General features: G+C 68.4%; 11 protein-coding genes and 1 tRNA gene. 9 read left to right on the plus strand and 3 right to left on the minus strand.

Annotation, left to right across the window (positions count from 1 at the left end; genetic code table 11):
- Nucleotides 1–54: 54 nt before the first annotated feature.
- A complete protein-coding gene (locus tag QNO08_RS04490) occupies nt 55–1,131 on the minus strand; it encodes an AAA family ATPase (RefSeq protein WP_229967183.1) in 1,077 nt (358 codons plus the stop codon).
- Nucleotides 1,132–1,266: 135 nt separating this feature from the next.
- Between QNO08_RS04490 and QNO08_RS04495 the strand changes: the two genes are divergently transcribed.
- Together QNO08_RS04495 and QNO08_RS04500 are read left to right on the plus strand one after the other, a co-directional pair.
- Complete coding sequence (locus tag QNO08_RS04495) at nt 1,267–2,178, plus strand: TatD family hydrolase (RefSeq protein ID WP_229967185.1); 912 nt, start codon at nt 1,267–1,269, stop codon at nt 2,176–2,178.
- Nucleotides 2,179–2,589: 411 nt separating this feature from the next.
- Nucleotides 2,590–3,711, plus strand: coding sequence for a resuscitation-promoting factor (locus QNO08_RS04500; RefSeq protein ID WP_229967187.1), 1,122 nt, complete (start codon nt 2,590–2,592; stop codon nt 3,709–3,711).
- 96 nt (nt 3,712–3,807) lie between these two features.
- Here QNO08_RS04500 and QNO08_RS04505 read toward each other — a convergent pair whose 3' ends face one another.
- Nucleotides 3,808–5,061 carry a helix-turn-helix domain-containing protein gene (locus QNO08_RS04505; RefSeq protein WP_229967189.1) on the minus strand — a complete coding sequence of 418 codons (1,254 nt, stop codon included), beginning with the start codon at nt 5,059–5,061 and terminating at the stop codon, nt 3,808–3,810.
- Nucleotides 5,062–5,328: 267 nt separating this feature from the next.
- Between QNO08_RS04505 and rsmA the strand changes: the two genes are divergently transcribed.
- From rsmA to QNO08_RS04520, 3 genes are read left to right on the plus strand one after another with little or no spacing between them, the layout of a single operon-like run.
- Nucleotides 5,329–6,282 carry a 16S rRNA (adenine(1518)-N(6)/adenine(1519)-N(6))-dimethyltransferase RsmA gene (gene rsmA / locus QNO08_RS04510; protein ID WP_229967191.1) on the plus strand — a complete coding sequence of 318 codons (954 nt, stop codon included), beginning with the start codon at nt 5,329–5,331 and terminating at the stop codon, nt 6,280–6,282.
- A 53-nt stretch (nt 6,283–6,335) separates the two neighbouring features.
- Nucleotides 6,336–7,316, plus strand: coding sequence for a 4-(cytidine 5'-diphospho)-2-C-methyl-D-erythritol kinase (locus QNO08_RS04515; RefSeq protein WP_229967193.1), 981 nt, complete (start codon nt 6,336–6,338; stop codon nt 7,314–7,316).
- A gap of 58 nt (nt 7,317–7,374) precedes the next feature.
- Nucleotides 7,375–9,246, plus strand: coding sequence for an ABC-F family ATP-binding cassette domain-containing protein (locus tag QNO08_RS04520; RefSeq protein WP_229967195.1), 1,872 nt, complete (start codon nt 7,375–7,377; stop codon nt 9,244–9,246).
- 821 nt (nt 9,247–10,067) lie between these two features.
- Here the strand turns inward: QNO08_RS04520 and QNO08_RS17455 are convergent.
- On the minus strand, nt 10,068–11,150 hold the full coding sequence (locus QNO08_RS17455) for an NUDIX domain-containing protein (protein WP_349774903.1): 1,083 nt from the start codon (nt 11,148–11,150) through the stop codon (nt 10,068–10,070).
- 234 nt (nt 11,151–11,384) lie between these two features.
- On the opposite strand from QNO08_RS17455, the gene QNO08_RS04535 reads away from it, so the two are divergent.
- The 4 genes from QNO08_RS04535 (at nt 11,385) to QNO08_RS04550 (ending at nt 14,909) form a co-directional block, all read left to right on the plus strand.
- A tRNA-Gln gene (locus QNO08_RS04535) sits at nt 11,385–11,456 on the plus strand.
- A gap of 72 nt (nt 11,457–11,528) precedes the next feature.
- Entirely contained in the window at nt 11,529–13,037 is a 1,509-nt protein-coding gene (glmU, locus tag QNO08_RS04540; RefSeq protein WP_284016009.1) for a bifunctional UDP-N-acetylglucosamine diphosphorylase/glucosamine-1-phosphate N-acetyltransferase GlmU, read from the plus strand.
- Nucleotides 13,037–14,020: a ribose-phosphate diphosphokinase gene (locus QNO08_RS04545; RefSeq protein WP_210230341.1), complete on the plus strand. Its 984-nt coding sequence runs from the start codon at nt 13,037–13,039 to the stop codon at nt 14,018–14,020. Before glmU ends, QNO08_RS04545 begins: the two co-directional genes overlap by 1 nt.
- A gap of 280 nt (nt 14,021–14,300) precedes the next feature.
- Nucleotides 14,301–14,909 (plus strand): 50S ribosomal protein L25/general stress protein Ctc, encoded by a 609-nt coding sequence (locus QNO08_RS04550; protein WP_229967197.1) that lies wholly within the window; start codon nt 14,301–14,303, stop codon nt 14,907–14,909.
- Nucleotides 14,910–14,953: the final 44 nt, after the last annotated feature.

Consider the following 14,953-nt stretch of genomic DNA (forward strand, 5'->3'; position numbering starts at 1 on the left):
TCCCACGAGGAGTCGGACGAATTATGCCGGTGGTACTGCCGGAAGGTGCCCGGCCTAACGCCGCATGCGCTCGCCGGCGGGACTGCGGGGAACGGGAACGCGGGAGAGCAGGTGCGCCAGCAGGCCGGTGGGCGTTTCGCCGGAGCTGGCCGCCTTGCGGTCCAGGATGATGCGGTGGGCCAGGACGGGGTCGGCCAGGAGCGAGATGTCATCGGGCAGAACGAAGTCCCGTCCCGCCAGCGCGGCGTGGGCCTTGGCGGCGCGCAGCAGCTGCAGCAGGGCCCGGGGGCTGGCGCCGAGCCTCAGGTGCGTGTGTTCGCGGGTCGCCTGGCCAATCGCCACCGTGTATTCCTTCACGGCGCCGGAGACGAAGATGTCCCGGACCCGGGCCGTCATGGCGGCCACCTCAGCGACGTCGACGACGGCGGCAACCTTGTCCAGCGGCGACGTCGACTGGTGGGATTCCAGCATCTCGATTTCGGATTGCGTGTCGGGATATCCCATGGAGATGCGGGCCATGAACCGGTCGCGCTGGGCTTCGGGCAGCGGATAGGTGCCCTCCATCTCGATCGGGTTCTGCGTGGCCACCACCATGAACGGCTCGGCCAGCCGGTAGGTGCCCCCGTCCACGGTCACCTGTCGCTCTTCCATGCATTCCAGCAGCGCCGACTGGGTCTTGGCGGAAGCTCGGTTAATTTCGTCCCCGATCACGATGTTCGCGAAGATCGGGCCCTGGCGGAACTCGAACCGGTGGGAGTCCTGGTTGTAGATCGACACGCCGGTCACGTCCGAAGGCAGCAGATCCGGAGTGAACTGGATCCGGGTGACGGAACAGTCAATGGTCCGGGCCAGTGTTTTGGCGAGGAGTGTTTTGCCCACGCCGGGCACGTCCTCCAGCAGCACATGCCCCTGGGCGAGCAGCACGGTCAGCACCAGGGAGGCCGCCTCCTCCTTGCCGTCAATCACGGTGTTGATGGCGGAGAGGATGTCCGAGGCTGCTTGGTGGAAAGCCTCGGCATCCGGCGCCGGCGCCGCCCGCCGGTTCCAGGCTGCCGGTTGTCCGGAGGCCGCCGCTGCGGGAGGCTCCCCGGAAAACGGTGCGGTGCCTGCAGCTGGATTTCGAGCGTCCATGGATACCTTCCGAGCATCGGCGGATCGCGGGCGGACCCCCGGGACCGGGAACCGCCGGCGACGCTAACAGTCCCCAGCCGGTACGGCAGCGGGCTTATGTCAGTACAGGTTACAAGCTCAATTAGGGTTAAAGACATGTGCAATGACAGCGGCTTTGTTCCGGGCGAAATACCTGCAGCCTACCTGGACTTCGCGTCCGGTTCGGGGAAACCTTATCCTCCCGCACCGGAACCGCTTCCGGTGCCGGTGATCGACAACCACACGCACCTTGATTTTGCGCCCGGCGAGGCGGGCACCGCGGGCGTCAGGGCGGCCATGGACGCGGCCGAGGCGGCGGGCGTCCGCGGAGCCGTGCAGGTGGGCACCGACCTGGAGTCTTCCCGCTTCACCGTCCGGGTCCTGGACGAGGAACCGCGGCTGCTCGGTGCGGTGGCGATCCATCCCAACGATGCGCCGGTGCTGGCCGCCGAGGGAGCCCTGGACGCGGCGCTGGAAGAGATCGAAGCACTCGCCGGGCATCCGCGGGTGCGCGGCATCGGCGAAACCGGACTGGACTATTTCCGCACCGGCGCCGACGGCGTCGAGCGCCAGCAGTATTCCTTCCGCCGGCACATCGACATCGCCAAGCGGCTGGGCTTGGCCCTGCAGATCCACGACCGGGACGCGCACGACGACGTCGTGCGCGTGCTGCTCGAGGAGGGGGCGCCGGAGAACGTGGTGTTCCACTGCTTCTCCGGTGACGCGGACCTGGCGCGGACCTGCAACGAGCACGGCTGGAACATGTCCTTCGCCGGCACGCTCACCTTCAAGAACGCGGGAAATCTCCGCGAAGGCCTCGCCGTGGCCGACCGGCGGTTGCTGCTGGTGGAAACCGACTCCCCGTTCCTGACCCCGCATCCGTTCCGGGGCCGGCCGAACGCCAGTTACATGGTGCCCTACACGGTGCGGTTCATGGCCGCCCAGCTGGGCGAGGATCTGGCCGAACTGGGCGCGGACCTGGTGGCGAACACGGTGCGGGTCTACGGCTCCTGGGACGCCGCCTCCTAGCGGTTTTACTGCTGCCGCCCCAGCCAGGGGCTCCGTGCTCCGCCACCGTGACCCATGTCACATCAGCACCATGGACCACTTGGGAGCTCAAAAACCTCGGGTTGCTCTCACATCACGGTTCGATTACGGTAAGGAGCTATTAGCCGGGGTCGGGGAAGGCGCCGGAACTAATATCGAACCACACACCGTCCTGTGAACAGTGGCGCGCTCATTTCGCTTGAGATGCGGCGATGCCTCTGTGCCTGGTTGCGGCAGCGGTTCCTCGCCTGCGCACAGTGCCGCCCCGTGAGATCCGGGGACAACGGCTGCCACGCGCCCTCATCCCCGTGCCCGGACGCTCATAACGTTTGGAATTTCGTGGCACATGCACTCCTGAGGCGTGGGGTAAAACTGACCGGGCAGGCCGTAGTAATGGTCGCTCTCATCCTGGGGCTGGTGGCCTTTGTCGGCACCAACAAATCCGTTTCGCTGACCGTCGACGGTCAGAGCAGCGACGTCAAGACCTTCGGCGGCACCGTCGCTGAAGTCCTGCAGAAGGCCGATGTCCAGGTCACCGCCGCCGACCGGGTGAGCCCCGATCTGGCCACCGAGGTCACCGACGGCGCCAGCATCGAGGTCTTCAAGGCCAAGACCGTGGACGTCACGCTCGACGGCGAAGGCCATACCGTCAGCACCACCGGCCAGACCGTGGCCGACCTGGTCTCGGAGCTGCGCGTCGCCTCCAACTCGGCCGTATCGGCGTCGCTGGACACCGAACTGACCGGGCTGGACGATCCGATTTCGATCTCCACCCCCAAGACCGTCACCATGGTGCTCGACGGCAAGTCCTACAACCGCCCGACGACGGCGGGTACCGTCGCCGAACTGCTGGACGAAGCGGGCATAACCCTTGCCGCAACCGACCGGCTGTCCGCCCCGTCCACCGCTGCCCTGGCGGACGGCATGGCTCTGAAGGTCACCCGCGTGCAGCCCGGCGAAAAGGACACGGTCGCCGAGCCCGTGCCCTACAAAACCACCGAAGTGCCTGACCCCAACCTCCTTGAGGGTGAGAAAAAGGTGACGGTGAAGGGAACTCCCGGCGAGATTGTCCGGGTTTTCGACACGGTCCTGGTTGACGGCCGCGAGGCCAGCCGCACCCTGGTCAGCGAAACAGTTGCGGTCCCGCCGACCGACGAGAAGATCGCCGTGGGCACCAAGAAGAAGCCTGCGAAGCCTGCAAAGCCGGCACCGGCACCGGCCCCGGCGTCGGCATCGGCACCGGCTTCACCGGGCGGCGCTGCACCAGCCGGTGGAAACTGGGCCGCGCTGGCGCAGTGCGAATCCGGCGGAGACTGGCACATCAACACGGGCAACGGTTACTCCGGCGGGCTGCAGTTCAGCGCCTCCAGCTGGCTCGGCGCCGGCGGCGGCCAGTACGCGCCGATTGCTGCCGGAGCTACCCCCGCACAGCAGATTGCCGTGGCCGAGAAGCTTCGGGCCAACGGCGGATGGGGCCACTGGCCGTCCTGCGCCGCGAAGCTTGGCTTGCTCTAAGGCAGCTTGCTCTGACAGAGCCTGGCTGCCAAGGCCGCTGGAAAGCGCGCAGCCCGAATCCAGTTCGGCTGCACAACCCGGAACCGGGACCTGTAATCAGGTCCCGGTTCCGCCGGTTAAGCCCAGCGGAAGTCCGGTTCGCGCCTTGACTGCCAGCCGTCCGGCGTGACCGGCGCGTTCCAGCGCGCCGGCGGCCGAGAACGCCGCCGCGCTCTGATCCAAAAACTCCGCGGCCTCCCTGTCGCTGCCCAGCGCCGCCAGGCTCAGGCCCAGGTGCAGGGCCACCTCGCCGGCCCCCTGTGGTGAGAGCGCCTCGCGGTGCTCGTAGACGTCGGTCAGCACCTGGACTGCCCCCACATGGTTGCCGGTCAGCTGCAGCCAGCGGCCGCGGCTGTGCAGGTTGGACAGCTTCTCTTCCTCGGTGCCGCCCACCACCGACAGTGCTGTTTCGGCGTGCATCAGGCACTCCCGGGTGGCGGCGTCGTGCAGCCCCTCCGCCAGCCGCAGGGCCGCCGAGCCGCGGGTGAACGCGGCCCAAACCTCCAGGTCCGCGGCCGGCGTCAGGAGCGACGCTGCCCGGCCGTGATAGCGCACGCCGGCGGCGGCGTCACCGCGGCGGAAGGCCACGTCGCCCACGGCCCAGAAGCCCTTGCCGGCCGCCTGCCGGTCCGCGGAGGCCTCCAGCAGGGGAATCAGCAGTGTTCGGCAGTACCCCCAGGCCTCGTCCTGCAGGCCGCTCTCCGAAAGGGCTCCGATCAGCGCCTGGTACACCTCTATGTGCTGACCGGCGTCCAGCCGCACCGACCACCCCAGCTCCAGCGCACGCCGGGCGTGGTCCACCGCTTCGGGCAGGCGCCCGGCACCCTGGCAGGCCGTCGCCAGCAGCGTTTCGGCCTGCGGGCGCAGCGGTTGCCCTTCGGCCGCCAGCGGATGCCGGGCCAGCAGCTGCGCCTCCTCCACGCACGCAGCGTACTGATGCAGCCGGTGCAGGCACACGGCGGCCAGGAAAGTGAGCTCCCACCAGCCCATTGGGTCGCCCTCGGCCAGTGCGGCGTCGGCCGCCAGCTGGGCAAACCGCCGGGCAGCCCGGTAATTCCGTTCGTCCCAGGCCTGCGCGGCGGAGAACTCCAGAAAGGCTCGGCTGTCGGCACCGCTCTGCGGCCGCGGATAGCCCGGCACCGCCGTGAGCCGTTCGGCCAGGATCCGGACGGCGCCTCGGGGCGGTTCCCGCCGGCCCTTTTCCAGCTGTGATATCTCCCGTGCCCGGAAGGTGCTCCCGCCCAGTTCCGACTGGGTCAGGCAGCGGTCCGTGCGCACGAATTGAAGCCGTTTTCCGAACATTTCGCCCATTTGCCATTTCCGCCGATCTTGGGCCGCGGGACACCTGAACGCCGCGGGACATTTGAGCGGTGCATCCGTGTGGATCGTGCCTCTGTGTGAATTGTGCCTCCGTGCAAAAGGCTACCGACCACGTCACGGGGATGGCAGGGTGCTTGCCCGTTGACGGGAGGAAACGCGACGAACAGGAGTTTGCGCCCGGCGCGCGGCCCGCGGCGGCGGCGGGAACCTGGCCCGACCGGACCGGGCCGGGATGGCGCGCTCGGCTAGTATTACTCAGTGACTGAATCCGCTTCCGCCTCCCGTCCTCCGGTCAAACCGCTGCTGGGTGCCACCGATATCCGCGCCCTGGCCGATGAACTGGGAGTACGCCCGACCAAGACCCTCGGGCAGAACTTCGTGATTGACGGCAACACCATCCGCCGCATCGTCGCCGCCGCAGGCATCGGCCCCGAGGAAACGGTGCTCGAAGTCGGACCCGGCCTAGGCTCGCTCACGCTGGGGCTGCTGGACGCGGCCCGGTCCGTCGTCGCCGTCGAAATCGACCCCGTCCTGGCCGGGCGGCTGCCGGCCACCGTCGAATCCTGGCGGCCGGAAAAAGCCGGCCAGCTCCATGTGGTCCTCGGCGACGCGATGCGGATCACCGAGCTGCCGGTCGAGCCCACCGCACTGGTGGCCAACCTCCCGTACAACGTGGCAGTGCCCGTGGTGCTGCACCTGCTCGAGCGTTTCCCCTCCCTGCAGCACGGACTGGTCATGGTCCAGGATGAAGTCGCGGACCGGCTGGCCGCGGTGCCCGGTTCCAAGGTCTACGGCGTGCCCTCAGTGAAGGCGGCCTGGTACACCACCATGCGCAAGGCCGGGGTGATCGGGATGAACGTCTTCTGGCCGGCCCCCAAGATCGCCTCCGGGCTGGTCGGGTTCACCCGCCACGAACCGCTGGAGACAACGGCAACCCGTGAAGAAGTCTTCGCCGTGATCGACGCCGCCTTCGCCCAGCGCCGCAAGACCCTGCGCGCAGCACTGTCCGGCTGGGCCGGCAGCCCCGCCCAGGCGGAGAATGCGCTGGTGGCCGCCGGAGTGGATCCGAAGGCCCGCGGCGAGGTCATCGACATCCACGCCTTTGCGCGGATTGCCGAGGCCAAGGGTGCCGAGCCTGCAGCCTCGCCTGCCGCATCGCCGGCCGCGGACGGCGCATCCGGCAGCGAAGCGGACGGCGCAGCATCGGTCTAGGCGCAGGCCCCCGCATTAACGGCGCGGGCGGCACTTCCTCTAAGTTGGAAGATATGAGCGCAGCGAAGTTTTCATCCGCACAACCCCCGGCGGCGGCCCCTGCCTCCGTGCGGGTCCGCGCCCCGGGCAAGATCAACGTGTCACTGCGCGTCGGCCCGCTCCGGCCCAGCGGCTACCACGGGGTCGCCAGCGTCTATCTGGCCGTGTCGCTGTTCGAGGAGATCACCGCCACGGTCACCGAGACCCCGGGCATCACCGTCACGGTGAACAGCGACGGCGCACTGCAGGTTCCCGTCGGTGACATTCCGCTGGGCCCGGACAACCTTGCCGCACGCGCCGCGCAGGCCCTGGCCGCGTACGCGGACAACCCCACGGGCGTGCACCTGCACATCACCAAGCGGGTTCCCGTGGCCGGCGGGATGGGCGGCGGATCGGCCGACGCCGCGGCGGCCCTGGTGGCCTGCGACGCCCTCTGGAACACTCACCTGTCGCGGCAGGAACTGGCCGGCATCGCGGCCGGCCTGGGCGCTGACGTGCCCTTTTCGCTGCTCGGCGGCATCGCCGTCGGCCTGGGAGTGGGAGACGAACTCACCCCGGCCATCTCGAAGACGCCGCTGCACTGGGTGCTGGTCGCCTCCGACGCCGGCCTCTCCACGCCGGCCGTCTACGGCGCCCTTGACGCCCTCCGCGACGAACAGCAGGTGCACGCCGCAGAGCCGGACGCCGTCGATCCGCAGATCCTGGCAGCCATGCGTTCCGGGAATGCCCGGGAGCTGGCAGCCGTTGTGTCCAATGACCTGCAGGCCGCGGCGCTCCGGCTGGCTCCCGAGCTGGACGGCGTCCTGCGCGCCGGCGAACGGCTCGGCGCGCTGGCCGGCATGGTGTCCGGCTCCGGGCCCACGGTGGCCTTCCTGGCCGAAGACGCGGACGCGGCAACGGACCTTGAAGCGGCGCTGCGTGCCGAAGGGCACCGCGCCCTCGCCGTCGAGGGGCCGGTCCACGGCGCCCGGCTGGCCCCCGCCGTCGTCGGCTGACCTTTCCAAACCTGCACAACACCCGTAAATCCCTGACCCGACAAGAAAGTAGTACCGATTGGCACACCTGCTTGGTGCTGAGAACCTCAGCATTTCCTTTGGCACCCGCACGATCCTGGACGGGGTTTCCCTGGGCCTGGAAGAGGGGGACCGCATTGGCGTTGTCGGCCGCAACGGCGACGGCAAGTCCACCCTGATGCGCCTGCTCGCCGAGCGGCAGACGCCCGACGACGGCCGCGTCACCCGCCGCCGCGACGTCACGGTCGGCTATCTGGACCAGTCGGACGTGCTGGACGGAGACCTCACCGTCGGCCAGGCCATTGTGGGCGACGCCGCCGACTACGAGTGGGCCTCGAACGCGCGCATCCGCGACGTCATGAGCGGGCTGATCCAGGAAGTGGACTGGAACGCCTCCGTCTCCTCGCTTTCCGGCGGGCAGAAGCGCCGCGTCGCCCTCGCCAAGCTGCTGACCGGGGACGACGACGTCGTCATGCTCGATGAGCCCACCAACCACCTGGACGTGGAAGGCGTGGCCTGGCTGGCGAAGCACCTGAAGAACCGCTGGCGCTCCGACGCCGGCGGCCTGCTCGTGGTCACCCACGACCGGTGGTTCCTGGACGAAATCTGCACGCGCACCTGGGAAGTCCACGATGCGATGATCGACCCCTTCGACGGCGGCTACGCAGCGTACGTGCTGGCCCGCGCCGAGCGCGACCGCACGGCCAACGTCATGGAGGGCAAGCGCCAGCAGCTCGTGAAGAAGGAACTGGCCTGGCTGCGCCGCGGCGCCCCCGCCCGCACCGCCAAGCCCAAGTTCCGCATCGAGGCGGCGAACAACCTGATCGCCGACGTGCCGGAGCCGCGCGACACCCTGTCGCTGAACAAGATGGCCACCGCCCGCCTCGGCAAGGACGTCCTGGACCTCGAAGAAGTGTCCCTGACCCTGGGCGACACCGAGCTGTTCAAGAACATCACCCTGCGCCTGGCGCCGGGGGAGCGGCTGGGCCTGGTGGGCGTCAACGGCGCCGGCAAGACCACCCTGCTGCGCCTGCTCAACGGCGAAATCGAGCCCACGTCGGGCCGGCTGAAGCGCGGCAAGACCGTGCAGACCGCCGTGCTGACGCAGGAGGTCAAGGAACTGGACGAGGTTGCCGACCTGCGCGTCATCGAGGTCATCGAAAACGAGAAGCGCGTGTTCAGCGTCGGCGGCAAGGACGTTTCCGCCGGCCAGCTGGTGGAGCAGCTGGGCTTCTCCCAGCAGCGCCAGTGGACCCCGGTGCGGGACCTCTCCGGCGGTGAGCGCCGCCGGCTGCAGCTGCTGCGCCTGCTCGTGGGTGAGCCGAACGTGTTGATGCTCGATGAGCCCACCAACGACCTGGACACCGACACCCTGGCGGCCGTCGAGGACGTCCTGGACGGCTGGCCCGGCACCCTCGTGGTGGTCTCGCACGACCGGTACCTGCTCGAACGCGTCACCGACCACCAGATGGCCCTGCTCGGCGACGGCAAGCTGCGCGGACTGCCCAACGGCGTCGACCAGTACCTCGAGCTGCGCGGCCAGGCGCTGGCGGCGAACTCCTCGGCGTCGACTGCCGCCCGCGGCTCCTCGCAGGCGGCCCGTGCCGCTGCGGCCGGCTCCTCGCGTCCGGGCTCCGGCGGCGGAGTGGCGACGGCGGTGGCCACCGCCTCGGGTGCCTCCGAGGCCGAGAAGCGGATCGCCAAGAAGGACCTGGTCCGGATCGACCGGCAGATGACCAAGCTCAAGGCGCAGGTCGAAAAGGTCAACACCCAGATGACCGCTGCCACGGAGAAGTCCGGCGGAGCAGACTTCGAGCAGCTGGCGGACCTGAACAAGAAGCTGCAGACCCTGGCCTCCGAGCAGGAGGACCTGGAGCTGCAGTGGCTGCAGGCCTCGGAAAAGCTGGAGTAGGGGTTCTCGGCCCGGTTCCGGGTCTGGGTTCAGGTTCTGGGTTCAAAGGGGAGGGCGGGGGTCCGGTATTGGTCCGGAACCGGCCCTTCCCGCCCTTCCCGGGTCCCGGCCCTTCCCGGGCCCGCCCCTTCCCGGGCCCGCCCCTTCCCGGGCCCGCCCCTTCCCGGGCCCGCCCGCTCCGGATTCCCTCCGTTTTGTGAAAATTCGACCGGTTTGGTAAATCCCTGCCACTGCGGACTGGCAGGGATTTACCAAACTGGCAGCAGAATCCCAAAGTGGCAGCAGAACCGGGGTCAGGGTCGGTGTCTCGGGCTCGGCGGCTCCCGAGTGTGCAGGTCTGCTAACTTTGGCGGCTCGGCGGGTTTCGAGTGTGCAGGTCTGCTGACTTTGGCGGCTCGGCGGCTCTCGAGTGTGCACGTCTGGCGACTTCAGCGGCTCGGCGGGTTTCGAGTGTGCACGCCTGGCGACCAAAACGGAGCGGAAGTCACCATACCTGCGCTCTCGGGGCGGTGGCCGGGGCGGAAGTCACCATACCTGCACTCTCGGGATGTGGGGCGGCCGTTCGGGGACTCTCTACCTGCCAAACCGGAGCGGGCCAGGGATTCTTGTTCCCCGCGCAGATCTTTCGTGCAGATCAGGGCCTCCGCAGAATTCCTTCGTGCAGATGAGGGCTTCTAATCATCAAAACCGGCCCATGTGAGTGCATTATCTGCACGAAGGATCCGGCCCGGGGTGGTTTGAGTGCATTATCTGCACGAGAGATCCGGCCCCGGGGCGGTTTGAGTGAGTCTGATGTCCCTTTCGGGAGGAATTGGGACGGATCAGGCGCCGGCGAGCAGCTGCGGCAGGATGTGATCGCGCAGCAGCGGGGAGAGATCGTCGCGGACCAGGGCCTGCTCCGGATCCACCCAGAGCAGCTCCTCGATTTCGGCAGCAGCCACCAGCTGATCGGCGTGGATGCCACTTCCCGCGGAGATCGTCCACGCGAAGAGCCCGGCATCAATGAAGGTGTCCTCTTCATTCGCGGCCGGGCCGTACCAGCGGCCCAGATCCAACAGGTCCGTCTCCGCCAGCTGCAGGCCCAGCTCCTCCCGGACTTCGCGGACAGCCGCCCCGGCGAAGGACTCGCCGGGCTCCAGCTTGCCGCCGGGCTGCATGAACTTCGAGGTGCCGCGCTTGCGCACCAGGAGCACCCGGCCGCGGTCATCGCGCACCAGCACGGCCGAAAGGGTCAGCACCACCGGGGGTTCGACGGCGAGACCGCCGTCAACGGGGAGGCCGCCGGAACCGGAAGGCAGGTCCGCCGGCTGCATGTGGCGCAGCTCGGGATCCTTCTGCAGCCCGGTCAGGCCGTTCCAGGACAGGTTCACCAGGTGTGCCGCGACAGTCGCCTTGTCCGGGGTGCGCGCGTCGAGCCACCACTGTCCGGTCATGGCAACCATGCCCACCAGCATCTGGGCGTACATGCCGCCCACTTCGGCGCTGAGGCCGCGGTTGCCGAATTCCTTGGACAGGATGTGCTCCACGTCGCCGGTGATCCGCGAGAGCAGCGTGGCGAAGGTGCCCTCGGGCTGCGACGGCGGTGCGTCCCGCACCAGGATGCGGAACCCGTCGGTGTGGTTTTCGATGTAGTCCAGCAGGGCGTAGGCCGCCCGCTCGATCAGGACGCGGGGACCGGCGTCGGCGCCGAGCGCTTCGGTGATGACAGTCAGGAGGCGGTCGAACTCGGCGTCCACCACCTCGGTGTAGAGCGCTTCCTTGGACCCGAAGTGCTCGTAGACAACGGGCTTGGACACACCCGCGGTCGCGGCAATGTCCTCGATGGTGGCGCCGTCGAGCCCGCGCAGGGCAAACAGGCTGCGCGCCACGGTGAGCAGCTGTGCGCGCCGTTGCACGCCGGTCATGCGCAGGCGTGCTCCGCCCGCCGGAATTCTTACCACCTCCACAGTCTAAGGCCTGGCCCCGGGACTCCCGGGAACGCCCCCGGCGGACTCCCGGGAACGCCCCCGGCGGGCCACCGGGAGCCGCACGAGCCCCGCCCCGGACCGCCCGCAGAGCGCCCCAAATGACGCCAACTCGCGCCGGTGTCCGCCGGCATGGCAAACTAAACTCTTGTGTGCGGGGCGACCTGCACATTTTCCGCCCTGGTGTAATGGCAGCACCCCGGCCTTTGGAGCCGTGGAGTATAGGTTCGAATCCTATGGGCGGAACGGCAGCAGTGCCGGTCCACACCCCCGGCGGCCGCCCCTTCAGCGGCCGTCCGACAACAGGAGCGCTTTTTCGTGACCACTCAGGATGCCGAATCCATCGAAAGCGCCGGCGGCGGTCCCGCCGCCGTCATCGTCTTGGCCGCCGGAGCCGGCACCCGGATGAAGTCCCGGACGCCGAAGATCCTCCACCCGGTCGGCGGCACCTCCATGGTCGGCCACGCGCTGGCCGCGGCCGAGGCCCTGAATCCCCGAGCCCTCGCCGTCGTCGTGCGGCACGAGCGGAACCGGGTGGCGGAACACGTGGCCGCCGCCGCTCCGCAGGCAGTGATCGTGGACCAGGACGACATCCCCGGCACCGGCCGCGCCGTCCAGGTCGCCCTGGAGGCCCTGGATCGGTTCACTCCGCTGGAAGGCACCGTCGTGGTCACCTACGGCGATGTTCCCCTGCTGGAAGCGGACACCCTGCGCGAGCTCGTCACCGTCCACCGCATCGACGGCAACGCGGTCACCGTCCTCACCGCCCACCTGGCGGATCCCACCGGTTACGGCCGGATACTGCGGGCCGACGACGGCACCGTCACCGCCATCGTGGAACACAAGGACGCCGACGCCGCCCAGCGCGCCGTCACCGAAATCAACTCCGGCATCTACGCCTTCGACGCCGCCGTGCTGCGCGATGCGCTGGCAAAGGTCACCTCGGACAACTCGCAGGGCGAGATGTACCTCACGGACGTGCTGGGCCTGGCCCGGGCCGACGGCGGCCGGGTCGCCGCCGTGGTCACCGACGACTTCTGGCAGGTGGAAGGCGCCAACGACCGCGTCCAGCTGGCCGCCCTGAACGCCGAGCACAACCGCCGGAACCTGGTGCGCTGGATGCGCGCCGGCGTCACCATCGTGGATCCCGCCACCACCTGGATCGACGGCTCGGTGACCCTCGACGAGGACGTCACCATCCTGCCCGGCACCCAGCTGCACGGCACCACCACGGTGGCGCGCGACGCCGTCGTCGGCCCGGACACCACGCTGACCAACGTGAGCGTGGGGGAGGGGGCAAAGGTCGTCCGCACCCACGGTTCCGATGCCCGCCTCGGCGCCGGAGCCGACGTCGGCCCCTTCGCCTACCTGCGCCCGGGCACCGTCCTGGGTGCCAAGGGCAAGATCGGGACGTTCGTGGAGACCAAGAACGCGAACATCGGCGCCGGGTCCAAGGTTCCGCACCTTTCCTATGTGGGGGACGCCACCATCGGCGAGCAGTCCAACATTGGTGCGGCGTCGGTTTTCGTGAATTACGACGGCGTGAACAAGCACCATACGACCATCGGATCGCACGTCCGGATGGGCAGCGACAACATGTATGTGGCCCCCGTTACAGTGGGCGACGGCGCGTACAGTGGAGCTGGAACGGTGGTCCGCAAGGACGTCCCGGCCGGCTCCCTGGCCATCAACGTAGCGCCGCAGCGCAACCTCGACGGCTGGGTGCTGACCAACCGCCCCGGCACCGCCGCCGCGGAAGCAGCGGCCGGCGCCACCAGCACCTCTTCCTCAGAAACTGATTCCCCCACGCGAGAAAGCGATCATTAATGAGCAGCGAGATCACCGCACAAGGTGAAAAGAAGCTTGTCCTTGCCACTGGCCGGGCACACCCGGAACTGGCCGAGGAGATCGCGCGCTGTCTTGACACGGATCTGCTGCCGCTGGCTTCCTATGACTTCGCCAACGGCGAGATCTATGTCCGTCCCGGGGAGAGCGTCCGCGGCACCGACGCCTTCGTGATCCAGGCGCACCCGGCACCCATGAACAACTGGCTCATGGAACAGCTGATCACCGTTGACGCGCTGAAGCGGGCCTCCGCCAAGCGCATCACCGTGGTCTCCCCGTTCTACCCGTACGCCCGGCAGGACAAGAAGGGCCGCGGACGCGAGCCCATCTCGGCCCGCCTGATCGCGGACCTGTACAAGACCGCCGGCGCGGACCGCATCATGAGCGTTGACCTGCACACCTCGCAGATCCAGGGCTTCTTCGACGGCCCCGTTGACCACCTGATGGCCATTCCGCTGCTGGCCGACTACATCCGCACCCGCGTTGACGTTTCCAACGTCACCGTGGTGTCTCCGGACACCGGCCGCGTCCGCGTTGCCGAGCAGTGGGCCGAGCGCCTGGGCGGCTCGCCGCTGGCCTTCGTGCACAAGAGCCGCGACCTGACCGTGCCGAACCAGGCCGTGTCCAAGCAGGTCGTGGGCCAGGTCGCGGGCCGCACCTGCGTGCTGATTGACGACATGATCGATACCGGCGGAACCATCGCCGGCGCCGTGCGCGTACTCAAGGAAGCCGGCGCCAAGGACGTCATCATCGCCGCCACGCACGCCGTCTTCTCCGACCCGGCCGCACGCACGCTTGCCGAGTCCGGCGCCCGCGAGGTAGTGGTCACCAACACGCTGCCGATCCCCGCCGCCAAGCGCTTCGACCAGCTGACCGTCCTCTCGATTGCCCCGCTGATTGCCCGGGCCATCAAGGAAGTCTTCGAAGACGGCTCCGTCACCAGCCTCTTCGACGGCAAGGCCTAGCCTTCAAAGGCCGCCTCACCGCGGCCTGCACCACCGCACCGCGATGCTGCCCGTTCGGACTCCGGTTCGAGCGGGCAGCGTGCTGCTGGTAGGATGGTCTGCGATGCCTAGGCGAGGGAGAGGTCCGGATAATTCCGGACGTTACTCCGTTATCGACGGTGGCTGGCAACTTCTGACCGCACGTGCCTGATCTTCGGATCGGAGCGAAGCGCGCGGCGCTGTTCCCATACCGGCGCCTTCGTCCCGGCAACCACGGAACATCCAATATCAGGAGTTTGAAATGTCTGAGCAGAAGCTCGCAGGAACCGTCCGCACCGAATTCGGCAAGGGTGCTGCCCGCAAGGCACGCGTCGACAACATGATCCCGGCAGTCATTTACGGCCACGGCGCCGATGTCCTGCACATCCTGCTGCCCGCCAAGGCCACCACGCTGGCCGTGCGCACCGCCAACGCCCTGCTGGAAATCGACGTGGACGGCGAATCCCACCTGGCCCTGGCCAAGGACATCCAGCGCGACCCGATCAAGCAGATCATCGAGCACATCGACCTGCTGACCGTCCGCAAGGGCGAAAAGGTCGAGGTTGAGGTCAACGTCCACGTTGAAGGCGAACTGGCACCGGGCTCCTCCGTCTACAACCAGGAAGCCAACACGGTCCTGGTTGCCGCAGACGCCACCAACCTGCCGGAAACCATCGTGGTCAGCATCGAAGGCCGTGTCGCCGGCGAGCACATCTACGCTTCCGACCTGGAACTGCCTGCCGGTGTCGAGCTCCTGCTCGATCCGGAAACCATGGTCATCAACATCTCCGAGTCCACCGTTCAGGACCTCGGCGCTCCGTCCGACGAGCAGGTTGCCATTGCAGCTGCTGAAGTTGGCGCCGAAGCTTAATCCACTTCCGGGGTCTGCTCCCGGTGACGGAGCCGTCCGGTTCT

This window comes from Arthrobacter sp. zg-Y820 (assembly GCF_030142155.1).
In the GTDB taxonomy this organism is placed as follows: domain Bacteria; phylum Actinomycetota; class Actinomycetes; order Actinomycetales; family Micrococcaceae; genus Arthrobacter_B.

Excerpts from the sequence above, each read along its gene's own strand:
- QNO08_RS04490 (WP_229967183.1), bottom strand. The coding sequence starts at position 1,131 with ATGGACGCTCGAAATCCAGCTGCAGGCACCGCACCGTTTTCCGGGGAG.
- QNO08_RS04495 (WP_229967185.1), top strand. The coding sequence starts at position 1,267 with ATGTGCAATGACAGCGGCTTTGTTCCGGGCGAAATACCTGCAGCCTAC.
- QNO08_RS04500 (WP_229967187.1), top strand. The coding sequence starts at position 2,590 with ATGGTCGCTCTCATCCTGGGGCTGGTGGCCTTTGTCGGCACCAACAAA.
- QNO08_RS04505 (WP_229967189.1), bottom strand. The coding sequence starts at position 5,061 with ATGGGCGAAATGTTCGGAAAACGGCTTCAATTCGTGCGCACGGACCGC.
- QNO08_RS04515 (WP_229967193.1), top strand. The coding sequence starts at position 6,336 with ATGAGCGCAGCGAAGTTTTCATCCGCACAACCCCCGGCGGCGGCCCCT.
- QNO08_RS17455 (WP_349774903.1), bottom strand. The coding sequence starts at position 11,150 with ATGACCGGCGTGCAACGGCGCGCACAGCTGCTCACCGTGGCGCGCAGC.
- QNO08_RS04545 (WP_210230341.1), top strand. The coding sequence starts at position 13,037 with ATGAGCAGCGAGATCACCGCACAAGGTGAAAAGAAGCTTGTCCTTGCC.
- QNO08_RS04550 (WP_229967197.1), top strand. The coding sequence starts at position 14,301 with ATGTCTGAGCAGAAGCTCGCAGGAACCGTCCGCACCGAATTCGGCAAG.